Origin of the sequence: Ruminococcus bromii (genome assembly GCF_928721825.1) — a bacterium.
Taxonomy (GTDB): domain Bacteria; phylum Bacillota; class Clostridia; order Oscillospirales; family Acutalibacteraceae; genus Ruminococcoides; species Ruminococcoides bromii.
Genome location: NZ_CAKMVP010000003.1, coordinates 571,768 through 593,665, shown reverse-complemented (window position 1 = coordinate 593,665; position 21,898 = coordinate 571,768). Strand labels below are relative to the sequence as shown.

The window sequence follows — 21,898 nt, the reverse complement described above, 5'->3', positions numbered from 1 at the left end:
CTGATAAGTATAACAGATTTAAAAGTTTTTTTCAATATTTGAGCAAGATAAAATCTTCCATAATAAAGCCTTAAAATTTGATTTATTTATACATTATGATAAATAATTATTCTAAAGTTGACATTGACGGGATAATCAGTAAAATATATCTTGGAGTGATTTGATGAAAACGAATTCCTGTTCAATGCGATTCAGAATAATTATGTTTGTTTTGACCGCGTCAGTGATTGCATTTGCGTTTATTCATTCTTCAATGCCGTCAGTTGAGTCGGCACAAGAGAGTGAAAGCGTCCTTGATTTTGTCACAGTAATTTTGAAATTTTTCGGAATCGATCCGAATCTTTCGGACCACATAATCAGAAAGATTGCTCATTTTACGGAATATACCGTTCTGGGAGCATTGCTCTGTTCATGTGCCTATTCATTTGACCGAATCAAGCCGATAAAATTTGTACCCTACACCGTTTCTATCGGACTGTTTACCTGTTTTGTTGATGAAACAATTCAGCTTGGGATTGAGGGAAGATCGGGACAGGTGAGCGATATGTGGATTGACTTTTTCGGTGTGTTGCTTGGTACGGCTGTAATGCTTGTTGCATTTTGGATTTACAGGAAGATACGAAAGATCAACTAACTATATGTATGCGAATAAGAAAGGAATCAGTATGGGAAATATGGAAAATTCAGTAAAGCCCCATGAAAACAAAATGGGAACTATGCCAATGACAAGGCTAATTCTGACAATGAGTCTGCCTGCAATTTTTTCAATGACAATTCAGGCAATGTATAATGTTGTTGACAGTATTTTTATCGGCAACTATGACGCAGACGGACTGACCGCAACTTCGCTTGCGTATCCTCTGCAAATGCTTTTGATTGCGTTTGCAGCCGGTACGGCAGTCGGTGTAAACTCGTTTGTTTCAAGAAAATTAGGTGAGAAAAATTTTGTTCAGGCAAACGACGGAGCAACTCACGGTTTTGTAACCTGTATTTTTAATTATGTAATATTTTTATTGCTCGGACTTTTTGCGGTTCGCCCGTTTATGGCAATGTACACGCAGAATGAGGCTATTGTAAATTACGGAATCCAGTATCTGACGGTTGTACTTTGCTTCTCGTTCTTTTCAATTGTACAGATTATGGTTGAAAAAACGCTTCAGGCAACAGGCAATATGATATTCCCGATGTTATCCCAGCTTTTCGGTGCAATTGTAAATATTATTTTTGACCCGCTCCTGATTTTCGGTATAGGAATTTTCCCTGAAATGGGCGTTCTCGGTGCGGCAATTGCTACTGTATTCGGTCAATTCTGCGGTATGGTTTTCTGCCTTTGCATTCTTTTCTTTAAGAATAACGAAGTTAAAGTTTCGTTCAAACATTTCAAATTGAATGGTTCCACATTGAAATCTATTTATGTTGTAGGCTTTCCGTCTGTAATTATGCAGTCAATAGGTTCCGTTATGATTATCGGACTCAATGCAATTCTTGCTGTTTCGGAGGCTGCCGTTACTGTTCTCGGTATATATTATAAATTACAGAGCTTTGTATTCATGCCTTGTTTCGGACTCAATCAGGGCGTAATGCCGATTATCGGTTATAACTACGGTGCAAGAAAGAAAAAGAGAATGTATTCCGCTTTAAAGCGCGGCATCATCATTGGCGTAATTATTATGGCGGTCGGCACAATTCTTATGTGGACAATCCCCGAACAGCTTATTGCTATGTTTGGTGGCACACAGGATATTATGGATATCGGTGTCCCTGCATTCAGAATCATAAGCCTTTGCTTTATTCCTGCTGCTGCCGGCATTATCTTTACAACACTTTTTCAGGCGGTCGGAAAGGGACTGCGCAGTCTTATTATGTCATTCTGCCGTCAGCTTGTACTCATTCTTCCGATTGCGTGGGTGCTTTCTATGGTGTTTGATTATACAGCCGTATGGTATGCTTTCCCGATTGCGGAATTTTTCTCGTTAATGCTTGCAATTGCATTTTTTGTCAACCTTACAAAAGGCGATTTCAAGAGCCTTGACCAAAAGATTGAATGACGCAGTTAAATTTGTTCACCTCATTGCATATATTGCATTGAGGTGATTTTTTTGACAGAAAATAATGATAGCAGAAATACCATTACATATGACGATGACTGGAAATCTGTTTCATATTCGGAATACCCGAAGGTATCGGATGAGCTTGATTTAGATGAGGAGGATGTGAACTCTTTATCGGCTGAAAATAGTGATGAAAAGAAAAATTCTCCGAAACAGCTTGTGATAACGATTCAACTTGTGTGTTGTATTATTATAGCTCTTGCGGCTTTTTTGCTTAATTTATTTGGCGGTGAGGTCTATGCCGCAACACGGGAATGGTACTATTCAAACCTTGAAAAATCCGTTGTTTTTGATACGGGCGATAATAAAATAGATTTATCAAACCTGTTTACTGCAACAAGCGATGAAGTTTCGTCTGCTGAACATTGATTTTACGGTTTCGTATTCACTCGTTTGTCTTGGAGCAATATGTGTGATACTGAATATATTTTTAGGATTTCTATGTTGCATTATGGCTGTGATTATTCATGAATGCGGTCATCTTTTTGCAATGCTCATTTGTAAATCTCCGCCTGGTAAAATCAAAATTTCGCTGTTTGAAATCAAGATTATCAACTCTTCAAGGCAGTTAAACACAACCCGTCAGAACATTTTTATAATTTTTTTCGGACCTTTAGTCAATTTCATTTGTTTTATTCTGTTTTATCTGTTATACTTATATAATAGTGAATTTTTATTGCCGATTGCCATGGCGAATCTCTGCACAGGGCTTTTTAATATGCTGCCGGTTATGTCGCTTGACGGCGGACAGCTTATGTATGTTATTCTGTGCGGAAAATTCTCGGAAAAATCAGCTGAAAAAATCATAAATATAACTGCTCTTATAATTCTTTTTCCGCTGACGGTACTCGGCTTTACGGTCTTGCTAAATTCAAAATATAATTTTTCGCTGTTGTTTGTGTGTATATATCTCATTGCGTCACTTTTGTTCAGAAACAACGGCTACTACTGACGGAGGATTTCTATGGTCAGCAAAGAAGTTGAAAAATTACTTCTGAAGGTTCAAAAACCCGGCAGATATGTCGGCGGTGAACTCAACGAAGTAATCAAGGATAAAAAGAAAGTAGATTGCAGATTTGCCTTTTGCTTTCCCGATACCTATGAGGTAGGTATGTCCCATCTCGGAATGAAAATTCTTTACAGCCTTATGAACGCTGTGCCGTACATTTGGTGCGAAAGAGTTTTTGCCCCATGGGTTGATATGGAAGAAGAGATGATAAAACACAATATCCCGCTTTATGCGCTTGAAAGCGGAGATCCCGTGTCCGATTTTGACTTTATCGGTTTCACTCTCCAGTATGAACTCAGCTTTACAAATATGCTCAATATGCTCAGGCTTTCGAGTGTGCCGATTAAAAGCTGTGACAGAAAAGAACTTAAAAACATAGTAGTTGCAGGCGGACCGTGTGCCTGCAACCCCGAGCCGATTGCAGATTTTGTCGATATTTTCTTCATCGGTGAGGGAGAAGAGGTTGACCTTGAGGTTATTAAACTTTTCAGAAGATGCAGAGCTGAGGGTAAATCAAAGCAGGAGTTTCTAGAACTCTCATCTAAAATTGAGGGTGTATATGTTCCTGCACTCTATGATGTAACATATAACGAGGACGGCACAATCAAGTCATTCACTCCAAAAGGAGATGCTCCCGCTAAAATTCACAAGCGTATTATGCTTGATATGGACAAGTCGTTCTATCCTGATAATTTTGTAGTTCCGCTCGTTGAGATAGTTCATGACAGAGCGGTTCAGGAAATTTTCCGTGGCTGTATAAGAGGCTGTCGTTTCTGTCAGGCAGGTATGATTTACCGTCCCGTCCGTGAAAAATCTCCCGAAACTATAAATAAACAATGCAGAGCATTATGTGATAACACGGGTTACGATGAAGTTTCGCTATCTTCACTCAGTTCAAGTGACTACAGTCAGATTGTACCGTTGCTTGACAAGCTAAATGAGTGGAGCAAAGACGAAAAAGTCAGCATTTCACTTCCGTCACTGCGTGTTGACGGCTTTACAGATGACATTATGAATAAGATTAAAACTGTACGCAAGAGCGGACTTACCTTTGCTCCGGAGGCAGGCAGTCAGCGTATGCGTGATGTTATCAATAAAAATGTTCGTGAAGATGAACTTTTGCAGACTTGCACAACTGCATTTGCAGGCGGCTGGACTACGGTAAAACTCTATTTTATGATTGGTCTGCCTACCGAAACAATGGACGATGTCGCCGCAATTGCCGGCCTTGGTCAGTCTGTAGTTGATGCGTATTACAAATGTCCCGAAAAGCCAAAGGGCAAGTCGGTGCGTGTAACCGTGTCTGCATCCTCTTTTGTACCAAAACCGTTCACACCGTTCCAATGGGAGCCGCAGGATACAATTCCCGTTCTTCATGAAAAGCAACAGCACATCAAGGACAGTATTACAACAAGAAAAATTCAGTTTAACTATCACGATGCCGATACAAGCTATCTTGAAGCAGTATTTGCAAGGGGTGACAGAAAACTCTGTAAGGTTATGGAGCTTGCATGTGAAAGAGGTTTTCATTTTGACGGCTGGAATGATTGTTTCAGCCTTGAAAAGTGGCTTGAACTCTTTGATGAATGCGGTGTTGATCCGTCATTTTATGCAAACAGACGCAGAAGTTTTGACGAAATTCTTCCGTGGGATCATATTGACTACGGTGTAACTAAGGATTTCCTTATCAGAGAATGTAAAAAAGCGTACGCAGATACAACAACACCGCATTGCAGACTGAAATGCAATAACTGCGGTGCGGCTAAATACGGAAAGGGTGTGTGTTTTGAAAAGCGTAAGAATATGGTTTAAAAAAGATTTTGAATGTCGCTATATTTCGCACCTTGATCTCAATCGATGTATGCTCCGTGCATTGCACAAGAGCAAAATCCCTATCTGGCATACAGAGGGATTTAACCCGCATCCGTTTGCAACTTTCCCGTTGCCGCTTTCGCTTGGTTTCAGAGGTGTAAACGAATGTATGGATGTCAAGCTTGAGGATGAAAGCTTTCCGTTTGAAGAAATCATCTCAAGGCTTAACGGCTGTCTGCCCAGAGGACTTCGTGTGTTTGATGTAACGGAACCCGTTATGAAAGCCGGAAAGATTGCTTTTGCATCATTTACAATCAAGATTTCCTGTGACGGTGAAAACTCCCGTACATTATGCGAACAACTCAAAGAACTGCTGACAAGCGAAAGTATTGAAGTTGAAAAGAAATCTAAAAAAGGCATCAAAACCGTTGACATAAAACAGGGTATAAAGAGCTTTGCAGTAACCGATAAGTTCGACTTTACAGAACTTGATGTTGTTTTGTCGGCAGGCAGTTCCGACAATGTAAACCCGAATCTGCTTATATCGGCTTTTGAAAACCGTTTTTTGGTTTCCTGTGATACCGACATCACAAGAAATGACCTCTACAACGCAGATATGGAATTATTTAGATAGGTGAATATATGTTTGAATTTACAATAAGAGAAAACGATTTTTTAAACGGATTTTTAAATTTATTGAGTGACTATGTAAATAAGTCGTATAAATTCACTATGTCGTACCTGACAAGCCCTCTTTTGTCAGATATGCGTGAGAGTGAAAGACTGGTTTTGCTTGTTGTCAATAAGTCAGTTTTTCAAAATATGTACAGCTTCATCAAGCTGAATGACAGCAATATGCAGTTTGCGTCTTTTTCGTGTCTTGAGTCAGCTGTTAATTCAATGAGGCTTTACAATATTCTTGCTATCAATCCCGATTATATGCATGAATACATCACAGGAGATAAGTTTTTGCTTGAAGTATGTGAAAACGAGCTTCTTGAAAAACAGAAGAAATATAAAAAAGGCGAAGAGGAGTTCTCATTGCGTGAGTTTTCATCGGGACTACACAGATTTAATTCCTTTGAACTGAAAAACGCCGCTGTTGCGTCACAGCTTGTTGATGGCAATATTTATCTCGGTCTTTCCTGCGGTAATGAACTCGGAGAGGATTTGCAGGATGAGGTCAGAAAGAGTATGATTGGTGCATACCTTTCGCTTTCTAAGCACAACAAAATGTTTTTTAACGGCGGTATAGACAATACACTTGAAGAGCTTGAGGACAAGCTCTATGAAAAATTTCTTGAATACATCAGAAAGTTTTCTTAATTTTATTAGTAACTTTCACATTACTTTACAATAATGTTCAATTTTCTGTCACATAAGGCAGTTATTATATGTTTGTAAGATAAAGAAATGACAAAAACAAGTCACTTTATCATAAAGTAATCAGCTTACAAGAACTTTTCATAGATTTCCTCTCTAATATGTCGAAAGACACAAAGGTCGGCTTTTCAGCCGGCCTTTTTAATTACGGGTGATGTTATGAATTATTACTCTTTAAACAAATATTTAAACAATACCTTTGCCGAGAAAGTGTATAAAATTTCGCTTAACGGCAATATGACCTGTCCAAACCGTGACGGAACTCTCGGAACAAAAGGATGTATATTTTGCAGCAGGGGAGGTTCCGGAGAATTTGCCGCCGACGCACTTCTTTCAATTCATGAACAAATTCAGCAGGCAAAACAGCGTATCAGAAAAAAATCAGACTGCAAAAAGTATATTGCATACTTTCAGCCGTTCACAAATACCTATGCACCTACCGAATATCTTGAAAAAATTTTTACAGAGGCAATTTCAGAGCCCGACATTGTTGCTCTTTCAATCGCAACCCGTCCCGATTGCCTGGGAAATAATGTGTTAGGTCTTCTTGAAAAGCTGAATAAGATAAAACCTGTCTGGGTAGAACTCGGATTGCAGACAATTCACGAAAAATCGGCAGATTATATAAGACGAATGTATCCGCTCTCTGTTTATGATTCAGCTGTAGAAAATCTTCACAAAATCGGAGTAAATGTAATTACACACCTTATTTCGGGACTTCCGAATGAATCAAAAGAGATGATGCTTGATTCCGTTAAATATGTTGGCAATAAAACGGACGGAATCAAACTGCAATTGTTGCATATTTTAAAAAATACAGATTTGTGTGATGACTATGAAAACGGAAAATTCGATGTGCTTTCAATGGAGGATTATATTGATATTCTCTGTGATTGCATAGAGCTGTTGCCTGAAAATGTTGTAATTCACCGTTTAACAGGCGACGGCGACAAAAAGCTGCTCGTTGCACCAATGTGGAGTGCCGACAAAAAGCGTGTTTTAAATTCAATTAACTGTGAATTTACAAAGCGTGATATAACACAGGGAAGAAAAGCAAAGTAAAAGACTCCCGAATCAATCATCGGAAGTCTTGTTTTCAATAGTTTTATCATTGTGATTTTTCTCTTTTTCAGCTTTTTTCTGAGCCGTTTTTTTACCGATTGCATACGCAACAGCCAAAACAGCCAAGCATCCCGCAGTTATGCCCATGCCGGCAAGGAAGAATTTTATTTGCTTATCTTTAATTGGATTGTAATCAATATATTTGTCATCGGAGGCATTAACGGTTGTAGGCTCGGTCGGGTGTTTACTTTTACCGCCCTTTCCGATAGTACTCCGTGTACTGTTTTTATTATTATTTGATGAAATCGAAGCTCCGCCAACGGTACCTGAAGCGTTCTTATATATTCTGACGCATGATGCTGTGCAGCTTCCGACATCTATAAAATTCACATCTGAATTAACACACTGTTCAACCGTGTAATCAATATATGTTGTTCCTGTTTTAAGCGTTTTAAAGGTGAAAGACAAAATTTCACTTCCGTCAGATATATTCTGACCGTCGGAATTGAGAAAAACAACTTTAACCTTGCCGCTTTTCTTATTGACCTGAATTTTTGAGCCATTATTTACTGTTTTAACCTTTCTAAATTCAATATAATCGGGGTCATATGTAAATTCAAATGTTGCGGCAGAAAGTCGATTGACAGACTTTGCGGAAAGTGCAACACTGAACAGTCTGTTAGGTTTAATATCCGCGTTTTGCATTTCAAAACTTACGCTTTCAGTCGCAAATGCACTTGTTAAAGATATTTGCAATACAGCTATCAAAATTAAAGTAATAGAAAATAGTTTTTTCATAGTTTGCCACATAAAATTAAAATATTTCAAAATCTCACTTGATTTTTCTGATTCCATTTGATATAATAAACAGGTCGTTTGGAGAGATGTCCGAGCTGGCCGAAGGAGCATGATTGGAAATCATGTATACGGTGAACACCGTATCAGGGGTTCGAATCCCCTTCTCTCCGCCATATATAAAACTGAGCAAACAAGCCGATGTTTAGTGTTTATCGGCTGTTTGCCTGTTTTTTTAAAAACATTTTTTTGCGTTAAAATTAGATTTTTGATTTAAAATCCAACACGAAATCCAACACGAAATTATGCTATCTTTTGATTGTTCGGTTATTCCGTAATTTTCTCGTTCTCGGTGTTGCAGCCTGCTTGAACAAGTAACATTGCGAATAATGACAACGCAGTTGCCTAAATCTTCAGCATAGGTTGTTGTGCTGTCAATCATATCACATTTACAATAAAAGCAAATCAAAGTTACTGCCATTCAAAATTCAATATAAATAATATTCCCAACACGCTGGAAATCAGGCGTGTTTTTATTTTATCTCCGAAAAATCCGGAGCAGTATATTTTGCATTGCCAATTAAATCTTCGGAGTATTCAAACAGTTTTTCTTTGATTCAAACCACATTTTTTATCTTACAACTGAATAATAACACCTTCAAATTTATAAGTCAATAAAAAAATTGCCGAACACGGAATGAGCGTGGGCAAGGATAAACGAATCGGTCAATCAGGCATGTATGTTGAACTAAATGAAAAGAGAACCCATACTTGGCTAACGGGTAATGGGCTCCAATTGCCTCTGCCTAGTTTCAAGTATGGATTCTCTGAAATTATTAAATCACAGAATCAGGGTGCAGTCAAGTACAGCTTTGAAAAAGCAGTGCAAGTAATAAAGGAGGCAAGTTTGCCCCCAACCGTAGAACCACACCACGAAGGTGCGAAAACTACTGACAAACTTGCCTCCAACGAAATGATAACATCTGATAACGAGAATGTCAAACTGAGCATTGACGAGGTTCTTGATTTCATTGAAAGGGAAGAAAAGCAAAAGAAAACGAAGAGAAGCACACCAACGACGGAATATTTCTCGAGTATGAAGGAAATGCGGTAGAAATTGAATACGATTTACAGCATCCATAGACTTATTTAAAGAATATATCCTCATTCTGTTGCTTTTAACGCTGTTTTGTTGTATAATACATTATGTATCATTGTATAAAGGAGAAAATCTGTGTTTGGTTATTTGCAGATTCAAAAAAGTGAACTGCTTGTCCGTGAAGCCGAGGCTTATAAGGCCGTGTATTGCGGGCTTTGCAGGCAAATGGGTAAGGATTACTCCGGGCTTACAAGATTTACGCTAAGCTATGACTGTACATTTTATGCAATGTTCTTAATGTCGCTTAACCGCTCCTGCAAAGGCTTCAAAGACGGCAGATGCACATGCAATCCGCTGAAAAAATGTAAATTTGCCACAGACGAAGGCGACGCATACGGCAAAGCTGCCGCATTTTCAATGATATCGGTTTATTACAAAATCATTGATGATATTCAGGACGGCGGATTTTTTAAAAAGCTTTTGTGCAGAATCGTAAAGCCTTTCTTTTCTCATCAGAGGAAAAAGGCAGCAGATAAGTATCCAGATATGGACAAAGCGGTTTCTGATATGATGAATATGCAGTATGATGCGGAACATTCGGAAAACCCATCTGTTGATATGTCGGCTCATCCAACCGCCTTAATGCTTGCAACTCTGTTTTCGGCTGAGGCTCACGATGAAATTCAAAAAAGAGTCCTTTATGAATTTGGCTATCAGCTTGGCAGATGGATTTATCTTGTGGATGCAGCAGACGATTTAAAAAAAGATATTGAATCTAATGGGTTCAATCCGTTTGTAAATAAGAAAACAGGGGAGGTAAAATCGGCGGATTTTATTGCTGCGGTGCTTAATCAATCGCTTGCGAGGGCATATGATGCCTACAATCTTATGAATTTTACCGATTTTAAAGGAATTTTAGATAATATGATGCTTTTGGGATTTCCTGCATCACAAAACAGAGTAACAAGCAAACTTGATACGGAGGTCAATAATGAATAATCCATATGAGGTTCTCGGTGTGTCTGAAACAGCTACCGATGAAGAAGTAAAAGCAGCATACAGAAACCTTGCTAAAAAATATCATCCCGATAACTACACCGACAGCCCTCTTGCGGATGTTGCAGAGCAGAAAATGAAGGAAATTAATGAGGCATACGATATGATCAATCAGATGCGTCAGAATGGTAAGGGTACAGGCTCAACAGGCAGTTCGTCATATAACGCAAATTCTTCAAGCTCACAGTTTTACAATGTAAGAATTTACATTCAGCGCGGACTTCTTGATCAGGCTGATCAGATTCTTGAAAACACGGCTCAGTCAATGAGAACAGCCGAATGGTACTATCTTAAAGGAATGATTGCGTACCGAAGAGGTTGGTCGGAGCAGGCATTTTCATACTTTACAACTGCCTGCAATATGGATCGGGATAATAAAGAATATCAAGCCGCTCTTAACAATATGCAAAACCAAAGAGCATATAACTACGGCGGTTACACACAGACAAACCCTAATGCAACAGGCTCGTCCTTCTGCGATGTGTGTGCAGGTATGATGTGTGCAAACTGTTTGTGTGACTGTTGCAGGATGGGATGTTAGTATGAAGAACAACGGCATCAAAAAGGGTACGATGCGTATTGCGGTTTGTGGAATTGTTGCGGCGCTTTCACTTGTTTTTATGATGATGACATCACTTATTCCGATAGGAACTTATGCCTTACCCTGCCTTGCAGGAATCCTTATTTCCTGTATAGTTGTTGAATACGGCTACGGATGGGCAATCGGTGTGTTTTGTGTAACTGCCGTGCTTTCAACGCTTCTTGCAGGCGATAAAGAGGCTGTCGTCTATTTTGCTGCACTTTTTGGTTACTATCCTATTCTTAAGGGCGCTTTTGAATTTAAAATCAAAAACAAGGTCATTCAATATATATTAAAATTTGCAGTTTTCAACGCTGCAGCTATCGGCTCGTTCTTTGCAGCAACATGGCTGTTATCAATTCCGAGCGATGAATTTACAATTTTCGGTTTCTATGTTCCGTGGATATTTTTGATTGCAGGAAATATTTTCTTTTTGCTCTATGATTACGCAATTTCTGTTTTTGTTACACAGTATGTGCGCAGATTAAGAGGAAAAATATTCGGAAATTTTCATAAGTAATTATAAATCAGAGAAGTTTTGAGAAGGTGGACTCAAATGAAAAAACAAAAACTGTTTGTACGCATAGTCTGCATAGTCCTTGTGGTTCTTATGGCAGTATCGGTAGGTGTTGTTGCAATAACTGCATTTTCGGCTAATGCGGCTCAATCAACCGAGGAGGTTTCCGCAAGCGTATCAGCAGGCGCATCAGGCTATATAAATGCGTCGTATGTAAATCTGAGAAGCGGTGCAGGCACAAAATATTCGGTTGTCACATGTATGGCAAAGAACACAAAATTTACTTTTGTTGACGGAAAGCTCTATAACTCAAAGTGGTACAAAATCAAGCTTACCTCAAATTCAAAGACAGGCTATGTTACAAAGGAATATGTTGCCGTAAGTTCTTCGACAACGGCATCAAGCGTAACAGGCTATGTTTCCGACGATTATGTTAATCTGAGAAGCGGAGCAGGCACAAATTATTCTGTTGTCAGTTGCCTGAGAAAAAACACAAAATTTACATTTCTAAGCACATCGCTATACAACTCGAGCTGGTATAAAATTAAAGTAACTTCAACCTCTAAGACAGGTTACATAAAGAAAGATTATGTAAAGAAGGTCAGTCAGACACAGCCGACTGAAAAAGCTACCGTGCCGACTGCTCAACCTACAACATCTTCATCAAGCGTAAAAGGTCATGTAACAGGTGATTATGTAAATCTAAGAAGCGGTGCCGGAACAGGGTATTCGGTTGTTGAGTGTATGAGAGCAAACACTAAATTTACCTATGTAAGCACAAAGCTTTATAACAAAGATTGGTATAATATCAGGCTTACTTCAAATTCAAAAACAGGTTATGTAAAAAAAGACTATGTTAAGATGGACGGTCAGACACATCCTACAACGACACATCCTACAACGACTCAGCCTACAACCGCAAAACCGTCAACAGGTTCGTCTGTTAAACTTTCCGTATCAAGCAAATCAATTTTCACAGGCAACAGATTTGCAATTACTGCAACAGCGTCGGGAAAGGTTTCTTGGTCAAGCTCAAATAAAGGCGTTGCAACCGTTGACTCTCGTGGTATTGTAACAGCCAAGAAAGCAGGTTCTGCAACAATCACAGCTAAGTGCGGTTCACATTCTGCGGTCTGCAAAATTACAGTCAAGTCAGGTTCAAAGGTTAATATTTCAAACAGCAATGTAAATCTTCCGTGGCAGAAGTCAATGCTTTTAAAATCAAGTACAGGCGGTGTAACATGGTCAAGCTCTAATACTAAAATTGCCAAAGTTAAGAACGGTGTTGTTGATACTGTGGGGAAGGGTTATGTAACAATCACAGCCTCAACATCATACGGTGCGGCAACCTGTCTTATCCATGTTATGCCGAGGGAAAGCGTGCGTTTCTGCTATGCGTCACCAAACTCCGCTCCGCTTAATTCAACCGTTAGCTTTAAGGCTATTACCGACACAGACAGGGTAGGCGTGTATTTTGTTGTTACAAACGGCTCTACATCATATAAAGTTACCGCAAAAAACAAGGTTAAGGACGGTAATTCCTACATATGGACAGGTACTCAAAAGCTTTCAAAGTCAGGTAAATGGTCTGTAAAGGCATACTCAAAGTTTAAAACCGAATCGAAATATTACACCACAAAAGGCGGCGGTGCGGGTGAGGTGTTTGTAACCTCAACAACCAATAAAACAACAGCCGCTTGCGGCGAACGCAGAGCCAGTGACGAAGTAATTAAGCTTATTGCAAACTATGAGGGATTTTTGTCAAAGGTTACGGCAGACAGCATCACAACCGATCCTACACTCGGTTACGGCAAGGTTGTAATCTCTGGAGAGCAGTTCTACAATAACATTACAACAAATCAGGCTTACGCTTATCTTTGTCAAACCGTAAACAAGGGCGGATATACTACAACAACAAATTCTTTTCTTATAAATAACGGCGTAAAATTCAATCAACAGCAGTTTGACGCACTCGTTTGCTTTGCTTATAATGTTGGCAGCGGAGTGTTCTATAACGACTCGGAGCTTCGGGCTGTTCTTCTTAACACAGGTTCAAGCGGAACAATAAAAGCTGGTGCGTCGGGAAGTGTAAGCGCGTCCGATGTAAACCTCAGAAGCGGTGCCGGAACAAATTATTCTGTTGTTACCCGTATGAACAACGGAACAAAGCTTACCTTTGTTGACGGCAAGCTTCATAATAAAAACTGGTATAAGGTTAAGCTCTCTAATGGGAAAAAAGGATATATACACAAAGACTATGTTACTGTGTCCGGCGGTTCAAGGAATTTGAATAATGTGAACAAGCAGAAGCTCGTCAACGCACTTTTACAGTATCATCATGCGGCAGGCTCCTGTTATTGGGGACTTTTGTACAGAAGAGTTGACGAGGTGGAAACATTCCTCTACGGCGATTATGACCGTGACGGTCAGCACAATTATCACAAATTCCATTTCTCATGTTACTCAAACCCGAGTTTCGGTATCTGATATTAATTTTTTGCAAAGAAGGTCTTAAAATGAAAAAAATAGGTTTCATAGGTGCAGGCAATATGGCAACAGCCATTATAAAAGGTCTTATGGCACAAAATGACGGCAAGGCTGATTTTATCAATGTTTTTGATGTAAGCGAAGAAAAGTGTGCCGCTATGAAAAATATGGGTACAAATGTAATGACATCTGCCGATGAAATAGCAAAGAACAGTTCAATTGTTGTTCTTGCAGTCAAGCCGCAGAATTATCCCGAGGTTCTTGAGTCCCTCAAAAACAGCATTACAACAGCCAAAACCGTAGTATCAATTGCCGCAGGCATATCTATTGCATATGTAAGAAAAGGTCTTGGATGTGACTGCCCTGTTGTAAGGGTTATGCCTAATACGCCTCTCTTGCTCAAAAAGGGTGCTACAGCACTTTGTCCGTCTGACAATATAAGTGAAGATGACAAAAAGATTGTTTATAATATGTTTGCAGGCAGTGGCATTTGCGAATATATCGACGAAAGTCATATGAATGAAATCATTGCGGTAAACGGCAGCAGTCCGGCATATATTTATCTTTTTGCCAAGGCTATGGCTGACTACGCAGCGAATTGCGGAATCGACTATAACAAGGCTATGAATCTTGTTTGCGCAACACTTGAGGGCTCGGCAGCAATGCTTCGTGAGAGCGGCGAACCTGTTGAAACTCTTATTGACAGAGTTTGTTCAAAAGGCGGCACTACAATTGCCGCAATGGATAAGCTTAAAGAACACGGCTTTTATGAGGCTGTTCTTGATGGTATGGACGCTTGTACAAAGATGGCAGAGGAGCTTGGTAAATAATCCCTGCCAATAACATAAAACGGATATGTTCCTCATATATTTTAACGGACAACCAACGAGAGGAATGTGTTTTATGAAAAGCATTGTATTTTCTTTTAAAAAGCGTTATTTTTTTCGCAGACCAAAGGGGATTTCACCGTCAGATGTTCGATATTTTATAAGACGGTATGCAGTTGAGCTTATCTTTGTTTCGGCATTTCTTGCAGGGCTTGTTTTCGGTTCGATTTATGCTTCAAAAGCCGACTTTCAGATGCTTAATTCACTTGATTTTCTTTTTACAACCAATCTTGATGCAAGACTTGCACAGAATGCCGTCGGCACTTTTTGTGCCTGCTTTGCGTCTGATTTTATGTTTTTGAGTGTTGTGTTCCTTTTGGGACTTGCACCGTGGGGAATCCCATTTTTACCGTTTGTTTCGGCGTTTAAAGGCTTTGGAACCGGACTGACAGCGGCTTATCTTATGGTTACATATTCATTTAAGGGTGCGGGCTTTTATCTGCTCGTGGTGCTTCCCGGAACATTTTTGTTCAGCCTTGCACTCGTAAAGCTGTCTGCATCTGCTTTTGTGATTTCAAAGCAGATGTTCTTTAGCTTAATCGGTCACTCTCATCAAGTTAATTCTTTGAAAAATGAGGTGATTGATTATTGTTCCAAATCTGTTTCGGCACTTATAATGACTTTTTGTTCAGCTTTGCTTGACACGGCATTATGGTGTTTGTTTTCCGGAACATTTAATTTCTGATTTTGGAGGGCGCTATGGCATCAGAGAAGAACGCTGTAGCTTTGACAGGATTTTTCTCGTCATTGTTTCACAATTTACCAAAACTTTTGTTCACAAATCTGCTTTTTGCAGTTCCTTTTGCAGTTATATTCGGAATTTTCTATTTAATAAACATCGTAACCGGATTGAACTCAATGTTCATCTATTTTCTCACGGTGATTCCGCTTTTTCCGTTTTATGCCGGCGTTACTCAGGTTACTTCCCATATGGTAAGGGGAGAGGAAAATGTTGATATTTTGCCGAATTTTATTGGCGGAATAAAAGAAAACTGGCTCAGATTTCTTGTTCACGGAATCGTTATGTATGCCGCTGTGTTTATCAGCTATTATTCAATCGTCCTTTATCTCGGACTCGGTTCAAAAAACGGAATGTTTTATGTTCCTCTTGCTTTATGTATTCTGATTGCTGTTTTCTTTTTGTTTATGTTTTTTTATGTATCTCCTATGACGGTCACATTTGACATTTCAATGAAAGATATTTATAAAAACAGCGCACTTATGACATTCGGCGAGCTTAAACATAATCTGTTTGCAGTATTTGGAATTTTGATTCTGTTCCTTGTTTGCGCAACCGTGCTTATGTGCAGCTTTACTCCGGTACTGCTCATCATTTTAACAATTGTTCTTGCATTGTTCATTGTTCCGTCAATTTTGTCTTTTATAATTAATTCAGCTGTTTATAAGAATATGTATTCAATGATTGTTGATAGGGATTCAAAAAGCAAAACAATTGATAAGAAAATGGAGAACAGACGCAAAGGTCAATTTTGTGATGACGAAGAAGAACCTGTTGCAGAAGATTATTCGGATCTTGAAATAGACGAATCTGCTGACGGTGATGAATTTATTTTCTATCACGGAAAAATGATGAAAAGAAGCTATCTGATAAAACTTAAAAAAGAAGCTGAAGAAAGGAAGAATTTAAAATGAGCGGAAGACACGCTGCTAATAGTTCAAAAAAACCGTTGATAATAGTTATTTGTGCTGTTGTACTTGTTGCATTGATAGCCGGTGCAGTCACCCTGTTTATGAATTTTTCAGGTAAGAATGATAATTCTGCAACAACAGTACCGACATCGGCTATTTCCACAACCGCTGTTAATACAGACTCAACACAGAATATTTCTGGTTCTGCGTCCGAACCCACACAGCCTGCAGCCGAATCAGGTGTGACTTCTCAAGAGCCGACAGAACAGGGATTTACTTCAGAATCTTCTGATAATGACAGTGAAATTGTTGTTCCTACTATAAACGGTGAAGAGCAAAAGCCAAAGTTCAGCGCCACCCTCGTTCCGTATTATGCAAAAGATGAAAATTCATCCGAAGAGGTATCTTTGAGGGATCTTTTCGGTTCGGCATATTCAGGCGGCGGCTTCACTTTTAACGAGGACGGAACTTTCATTGACGGTATTACAAATACCTCGGCAAATTCGGGTGCGTATATTGTTGAGGGCAATAACATAATAATTACATATTCAAACGATAAGAATGTAATTGCCGCCGTAACAGAGTGGAACGGTAATGTTCCTAAAGAATTTACAGTAAACTTTGGTGGTATTACTGTATCGTTCAAGTAATTATCGGTGATAATATGAGCAGAAAATCTGTAAAAAAGCCTGATTACGCAAAGCTTGAAGCTAACAGGGCGGTCAAAAAGAAAATCGGGAAAAAGAAAGCAACAGCAATTGTTACATCGGTTATTGCCGCCTGCATATTTATCATTGCGGCAATCGTTGCCGTTAATGTGCTTTCACCGTCAGTAACCGCCGAGCTTACCTCATCTGCATGGATTCCCGAAGGTGCTAAGAATGCGAGTGGTGATGAGGTTGAAATGAGTGAGGTTTACAACACAAATTACAGCGCTTATCAGGGTTCTATGTCATTTTCCGATGACGGCACTTTTACTTTATGGCTTTCGCCGGGAAGTCCCGATGACGGGACTCACAGCGGAAAATATTCCGTGTCAGCTTCGGACAAAGTTAATTTGTCATTTGACAACGGAACAAATACTACAGCCGCACTCAAGCAAAGCAACGGTAAAATCACTGCTGTTGTGCTTAAATATAACGACTACGAAATCACATTTGTAAAACAGTAAATATCTTAAAAGCAAAAAAAGATATACGGTAAAATTTCTGCCGTATATCTTTTTGTTTTGCCTATATTCTGTCAAACAGACTTAGCTGTTCGGTTTTGCTTTCAAACTTATGCAAATATGAAAACACATTTTCAACTCCGAACATAATCCCGTGTTTTCTGCAAACTTCTGAAATTCTGTTCATCAGAACATTATTGTTACTGCTCGTAAGCTGATATGAATTTCCGTATGTATAAATGTATCGTTCCTTCATATTCGGAAAGTGTCTGTCAAGCCGGCTGTAAAAATATTCTCTGTCACCGTCACGCAGAGTAAGCCCTATTCCAAAGCATATTATTCCACGAACCTTTGCGTCAATGCAATACTTTAAAAGTCCGTCGATATTTTCTTTCGTATCATTTATAAACGGCAAAAACGGAGAAAACCACACAACACTCGGAATACCGTTTTCGTGAAATACCTTGAGCGTTTCAAATCTTTCTTTAGTAACGGAAACATTCGGTTCAATTATTCTGCAAAGGCTTTCGTCTGCCGTTGTAAGCGTCATCTGCAACACAGCCTTGCTTTTATCGTTTATGCTCTTAAGCAGGTCAATATTCCTCATAACAGATGCCGATTTTGTATGTACGGTTACACCGAATCCGTAGCGGTCGATTATTTCAAGACATCTTCGTGTCAGTTTCAGTTCTTTTTCAAGAGGAATGTACGGATCGCTCATCGCACCCGTTCCAATCATACATTTTCTGCGTTTTCTTTTTAAAGCGTTTTCGAGCAATTCCGGGGCATTTTCTTTCACCTCAATATCTTCAAATCGGTGATTCATCTGATAGCATTTACTGCGTGCATCACAGTAAATGCATCCGTGCTGACATCCTCTGTAAATGTTCATGCCATTTGCGGCAGACAAAATTCCTTTTGCTTTGACCTTATGCATATAATCCTCCGCTTATTGTTTGGCATCGACAAACCACCTGTTTTCCTCCAAAAACAGATATCGTTCTTTGCCGAGGATATGGCAGGTGTAGCGTATTCCGGCACCGCCTGCTTTGAGAGATGCCGCATACCGCACATCGGAAATCCTGTCAATGCGGTATCTTCTTCCGTCATCCCACACAATATATTCGGGAATAAGATCTCCGTCACAATCAAATGTGGCAGTAACTTTAACATACTTTTTCATAGCTTGTTACCTCTTTTCAAATTTGAGCAACGCTCACGATTTGATTATAAATATCCGACAGGATGAATTGTGTGATCCTCTTTTGGATTAAAATCTGAAAGTTCCTTGTCATTAAGCAGAACCGCAGGGCGCACAGCATAATTGCCGAATCGCTTTTTCAACATATCAAGTGTTTTGTCAAGCCGCTCATTCTGAATGAGTCGCTTTTCATCAACTAAAAAACTTATTTGATGAGGCTGATCATCGTGAATAAAATCCGTAACGCTTACGCCGATACTTCTCAGCGGCTTTTCCATTTTATAACTTTTTATAAAAAGTTCCGTTGCGGCTTTTGTAATTTTCTTTGTAAGATTCGTGTGTGCCTCCATTGTATGCTGTCTTTTTAATGTCGTCAGTTCATTGTCACGAATATAAATACAAACCGTTTTTGCCATAAATCCCTGTTCACGCATTCTTCTGCAAACACTGTCACACAAAACGAATATAACCTGTTTTACATCGTTAAAGGTTACCATATCTTTCGGAGTTGTGGTTGAGTTACCGATTGACTTTACCTCGCTGTTTTCGTTCATATGAGCAACAGGGGAAGAGTCATATCCGTTTGCAAAGCCGTAAATCAGGTCGCCCCATTTTCCAAGATATGACCGCAACAGCGTAACATCGGCAGTTGCAATATCTCCAATCGTATAAATGCCGATAGATTCAAGCTTTCTGCCCGTTGCTCTGCCAACATACAAAAGGTCTTTTGCAGGACAGTTCCACACAATATCTCTGTAATTTTCCCGTGTGATTTCCGTTATAGCGTCAGGCTTTTTATAGTCACTTCCGAATTTGGCAAAAATTTTATTAAAGCTGACTCCGATGCTTACGGTTATTCCGAGTTCCTGCTTTATGCGGCGGTTGATATCAGCTGCAACTTCTTTACCGCTCATATCCTTATTGTCGGTAACATCAAGCCATGCCTCGTCAAGTCCGAACGGCTCGATTTTGTCGGTGTATTCACTGTAAATTCTCCTCGCCATTTTTGAAAATCGCTTGTATAAATCAAAGTGAGGCGGAACGGTTACAAGATCGGGACATTTCTGCTTTGCCTGCCAGATTGCCTCGCCTGTTTTTATATTGTACTTCTTCGCAATCTCATTTTTAGCGAGAATAATTCCGTGTCGATTTTCCGCATCACCGCTCACGGCAACAGGTTTGTTCCTGATTTCAGGGTGATGCAGACACTCAACGCTCGCATAAAATCCGTTGCAGTCGCTGTGAAGAATAACCCTGTCTTTTTTATATTTGCTTTTGTCAACGGCACAATTAATATTCACAACGCATCACCTCGAACATTTGTTTTTACTTAATTATAGAACACTTGTTCTATAAAGTCAAGCGTAAATAGTTAAAACGGTAGTCAAAAACGAAAAAGAAAAATGTAAAAATTTTTTGATTTGCAAGGCTACGCACTACATATTGATTACAGCTGTGTAACTGTCATTTACAAAAACAAGATATTGTGGTAGAATTTATAATGTTGAATTATGTAAAACTGTCGGATATTACAGATGTTTGTCCGAAAGCTATTTTGTATCGGAGGTTTTATTGATGGAAGCTTACAAAAAGGAATTCATTGAATTTATGGTTGATTGTCAGGTTCTCAAATTTGGCGATTTTGTTACAAAGAGCGGAAGAAAAACTCCTTTCTTCGTAAACACAGGTTTCTACAGAACAGGCGCTCAGCTCCGCCGTCTTGGTCAGTATTATGCAGAAGCTATCAACAACAAGTTCGGTCTTGGTTTTGATGTTCTTTTCGGACCTGCATACAAGGGCATTCCGCTTTCTGTTGCCGCAACTATCGCAATCAGCGAAAAATACGGTCAGGATATCCGTTATTGCTCAAACAGAAAAGAAGTTAAGGATCACGGTGACAAGGGTATTCTTCTCGGCAGTCCTATCAATGACGGTGACAAGGTTGTTATCATCGAAGATGTTACAACAGCAGGCACATCAATTGAAGAAACTCTCCCGATTATCAAGGCTCAGGGCGATGTAAAACCAATCGGTCTTGTTGTTTCCGTTGACCGTATGGAGCGTGGTAAGGGTACAAAGAGCGCACTTTCCGAGATTGAAGAGAAGTACGGTCTTAAAACGACCGCAATCGTAACAATGGCTGAGGTTGTTGAACACCTTTACAACAAAGAATATAAGGGCAAGGTTGTTATTGATGACAAGCTCAAAGCCGCTATTGACGCTTATTATGAGCAGTACGGCGTAAAGGAATAACAGCTTTTAATTATTAATATTAATCAGTCGGGGCGGTTTTATCCGCCCCCAAAGTTTGAAAAAACTTATTTTGCGGTGGGGATAATATGGCACGGACAACTGACAATGAACACAGCGGTCATCGTGAAAGAATGCGTAAAAAGTTCATAGAAAACGGATTTGATGTGTTTGAAACTCACGAGGCTCTTGAAATGTTCCTTTACTATGCTATTCCGAGAAAGGACACAAATCCTCTTGCACACCGTCTGCTTGACCGTTATATCACTGTTGGCGGAGTGTGTGACGCTCCGATTGACGAGCTTATGAAGGAGTTCGGTCTGTCTGAAAATGCCGCTGCATTGCTCAAAATGTTGCCCGAAATGGCAAGACTTTATACCGAATCAAAGATGTCACATGATAATATCATCGACTATGAAAATCTCGGTAAAATATTTAAAGCAAAATTTATCGGTCGAACAAACGAATGTGTCGCTCTCATGCTCGGTGATGCAAAGGGCAAGATGATTTATTTTGATATAATTTCAAAAGGTTCGCTCAATTCATCCGATATGCCCGTCAGAAAAATTGTTGATTTGTCACTTCGTCACAATGCCAAAACTGCTTTTATAGCACATAATCATCCCAGCGGGACGGCTCTGCCTTCGGGAAGTGACCTTGACACAACAATAGTTTTGAAGAGTACGCTTGCAACTGTCGGAGTTGAGCTTATCGACCATTTCATAATAACCGATGATGATTATGTTTCTCTCCGTGAAAGCAGGCTTGCGGGGAACATCTTCTATTATGAAAAGTAATAATGTTCTTTAAAAGAAACATTTGACAATTTAA

24 protein-coding genes and 1 tRNA gene are annotated in these 21,898 nt (G+C 39.4%); 21 read left to right on the top strand and 4 right to left on the bottom strand.

What is annotated here, in order from left to right:
* The first annotated feature begins 163 nt into the window (after positions 1-163).
* The 8 genes from QDI94_RS03090 (at position 164) to QDI94_RS03055 (ending at position 7,377) form a co-directional block, all read left to right on the top strand.
* Positions 164-634 carry a VanZ family protein gene (locus tag QDI94_RS03090; RefSeq protein WP_101028541.1) on the top strand — a complete coding sequence of 157 codons (471 nt, stop codon included), beginning with the start codon at positions 164-166 and terminating at the stop codon, positions 632-634.
* A 31-nt stretch (positions 635-665) separates the two neighbouring features.
* Positions 666-2,048 (top strand): MATE family efflux transporter, encoded by a 1,383-nt coding sequence (locus QDI94_RS03085; protein ID WP_021883036.1) that lies wholly within the window; start codon positions 666-668, stop codon positions 2,046-2,048.
* Positions 2,049-2,099: 51 nt separating this feature from the next.
* Positions 2,100-2,480, top strand: coding sequence for a hypothetical protein (locus tag QDI94_RS03080; protein WP_021883037.1), 381 nt, complete (start codon positions 2,100-2,102; stop codon positions 2,478-2,480).
* Positions 2,455-3,063 (top strand): site-2 protease family protein, encoded by a 609-nt coding sequence (locus QDI94_RS03075; RefSeq protein WP_341460956.1) that lies wholly within the window; start codon positions 2,455-2,457, stop codon positions 3,061-3,063. Before QDI94_RS03080 ends, QDI94_RS03075 begins: the two co-directional genes overlap by 26 nt.
* Before the next feature lie 12 nt (positions 3,064-3,075).
* Positions 3,076-4,932: a TIGR03960 family B12-binding radical SAM protein gene (locus tag QDI94_RS03070; RefSeq protein ID WP_278867037.1), complete on the top strand. Its 1,857-nt coding sequence runs from the start codon at positions 3,076-3,078 to the stop codon at positions 4,930-4,932.
* Positions 4,907-5,566, top strand: coding sequence for a TIGR03936 family radical SAM-associated protein (locus tag QDI94_RS03065; protein WP_278867034.1), 660 nt, complete (start codon positions 4,907-4,909; stop codon positions 5,564-5,566). The genes QDI94_RS03070 and QDI94_RS03065 overlap by 26 nt, the downstream gene beginning before the upstream one ends.
* 8 nt (positions 5,567-5,574) lie before the next feature.
* Positions 5,575-6,258 carry a hypothetical protein gene (locus QDI94_RS03060; protein ID WP_101028535.1) on the top strand — a complete coding sequence of 228 codons (684 nt, stop codon included), beginning with the start codon at positions 5,575-5,577 and terminating at the stop codon, positions 6,256-6,258.
* A 216-nt stretch (positions 6,259-6,474) separates the two neighbouring features.
* Complete coding sequence (locus tag QDI94_RS03055; protein WP_278475850.1) at positions 6,475-7,377, top strand: TIGR01212 family radical SAM protein; 903 nt, start codon at positions 6,475-6,477, stop codon at positions 7,375-7,377.
* A gap of 12 nt (positions 7,378-7,389) precedes the next feature.
* Here the strand turns inward: QDI94_RS03055 and QDI94_RS03050 are convergent, their stop codons facing one another.
* A complete protein-coding gene (locus QDI94_RS03050) occupies positions 7,390-8,082 on the bottom strand; it encodes a cohesin domain-containing protein (protein WP_278867030.1) in 693 nt (230 codons plus the stop codon).
* 173 nt (positions 8,083-8,255) lie between these two features.
* Here QDI94_RS03050 and QDI94_RS03045 point away from each other — a divergent pair.
* From QDI94_RS03045 to QDI94_RS02995, 11 genes are all read left to right on the top strand, one after another.
* Positions 8,256-8,348 (top strand) — tRNA-Ser (locus tag QDI94_RS03045).
* A gap of 731 nt (positions 8,349-9,079) precedes the next feature.
* Entirely contained in the window at positions 9,080-9,286 is a 207-nt protein-coding gene (locus tag QDI94_RS03040) for a hypothetical protein (protein ID WP_278867027.1), read from the top strand.
* A gap of 120 nt (positions 9,287-9,406) precedes the next feature.
* On the top strand, positions 9,407-10,270 hold the full coding sequence (locus QDI94_RS03035) for a DUF5685 family protein (RefSeq protein ID WP_278867025.1): 864 nt from the start codon (positions 9,407-9,409) through the stop codon (positions 10,268-10,270).
* On the top strand, positions 10,263-10,868 hold the full coding sequence (locus QDI94_RS03030; protein ID WP_278867024.1) for a J domain-containing protein: 606 nt from the start codon (positions 10,263-10,265) through the stop codon (positions 10,866-10,868). Before QDI94_RS03035 ends, QDI94_RS03030 begins: the two co-directional genes overlap by 8 nt.
* Before the next feature lies 1 nt (position 10,869).
* Positions 10,870-11,427 (top strand): hypothetical protein, encoded by a 558-nt coding sequence (locus tag QDI94_RS03025; RefSeq protein ID WP_278867023.1) that lies wholly within the window; start codon positions 10,870-10,872, stop codon positions 11,425-11,427.
* A gap of 36 nt (positions 11,428-11,463) precedes the next feature.
* A complete protein-coding gene (locus tag QDI94_RS03020) occupies positions 11,464-13,911 on the top strand; it encodes an SH3 domain-containing protein (protein WP_278867020.1) in 2,448 nt (815 codons plus the stop codon).
* 29 nt (positions 13,912-13,940) lie between these two features.
* Positions 13,941-14,741 (top strand): pyrroline-5-carboxylate reductase, encoded by an 801-nt coding sequence (gene proC / locus QDI94_RS03015; RefSeq protein ID WP_278867018.1) that lies wholly within the window; start codon positions 13,941-13,943, stop codon positions 14,739-14,741.
* 73 nt (positions 14,742-14,814) lie between these two features.
* Complete coding sequence (locus QDI94_RS03010) at positions 14,815-15,483, top strand: stage II sporulation protein M (protein WP_278867016.1); 669 nt, start codon at positions 14,815-14,817, stop codon at positions 15,481-15,483.
* Between the two features lie 14 nt (positions 15,484-15,497).
* Positions 15,498-16,451 (top strand): DUF624 domain-containing protein, encoded by a 954-nt coding sequence (locus QDI94_RS03005; protein WP_278475846.1) that lies wholly within the window; start codon positions 15,498-15,500, stop codon positions 16,449-16,451.
* A complete protein-coding gene (locus QDI94_RS03000; RefSeq protein WP_278867013.1) occupies positions 16,448-17,098 on the top strand; it encodes a flagellar basal body-associated FliL family protein in 651 nt (216 codons plus the stop codon). Before QDI94_RS03005 ends, QDI94_RS03000 begins: the two co-directional genes overlap by 4 nt.
* 14 nt (positions 17,099-17,112) lie before the next feature.
* Positions 17,113-17,619 (top strand): hypothetical protein, encoded by a 507-nt coding sequence (locus QDI94_RS02995; RefSeq protein WP_278867010.1) that lies wholly within the window; start codon positions 17,113-17,115, stop codon positions 17,617-17,619.
* A 61-nt stretch (positions 17,620-17,680) separates the two neighbouring features.
* Here the strand turns inward: QDI94_RS02995 and QDI94_RS02990 are convergent, their stop codons facing one another.
* Genes QDI94_RS02990 through dinB form a run of 3 tightly spaced genes read right to left on the bottom strand, consistent with a single transcriptional unit; the run spans position 17,681 to position 20,118 of the window.
* Positions 17,681-18,553, bottom strand: coding sequence for an SPL family radical SAM protein (locus QDI94_RS02990; protein ID WP_278867007.1), 873 nt, complete (start codon positions 18,551-18,553; stop codon positions 17,681-17,683).
* Between the two features lie 12 nt (positions 18,554-18,565).
* Positions 18,566-18,799, bottom strand: coding sequence for a hypothetical protein (locus QDI94_RS02985; RefSeq protein WP_101028521.1), 234 nt, complete (start codon positions 18,797-18,799; stop codon positions 18,566-18,568).
* Between the two features lie 44 nt (positions 18,800-18,843).
* On the bottom strand, positions 18,844-20,118 hold the full coding sequence (dinB, locus tag QDI94_RS02980) for a DNA polymerase IV (RefSeq protein ID WP_278419835.1): 1,275 nt from the start codon (positions 20,116-20,118) through the stop codon (positions 18,844-18,846).
* A gap of 274 nt (positions 20,119-20,392) precedes the next feature.
* Between dinB and pyrE the strand changes: the two genes are divergently transcribed.
* Both pyrE and QDI94_RS02970 read left to right on the top strand, forming a co-directional pair.
* Entirely contained in the window at positions 20,393-21,070 is a 678-nt protein-coding gene (pyrE, locus tag QDI94_RS02975; RefSeq protein WP_278419834.1) for an orotate phosphoribosyltransferase, read from the top strand.
* A gap of 86 nt (positions 21,071-21,156) precedes the next feature.
* Positions 21,157-21,864, top strand: a complete 708-nt coding sequence (locus QDI94_RS02970) for a JAB domain-containing protein (RefSeq protein WP_015523692.1) — start codon at positions 21,157-21,159, stop codon at positions 21,862-21,864.
* Positions 21,865-21,898 lie beyond the last annotated feature (34 nt).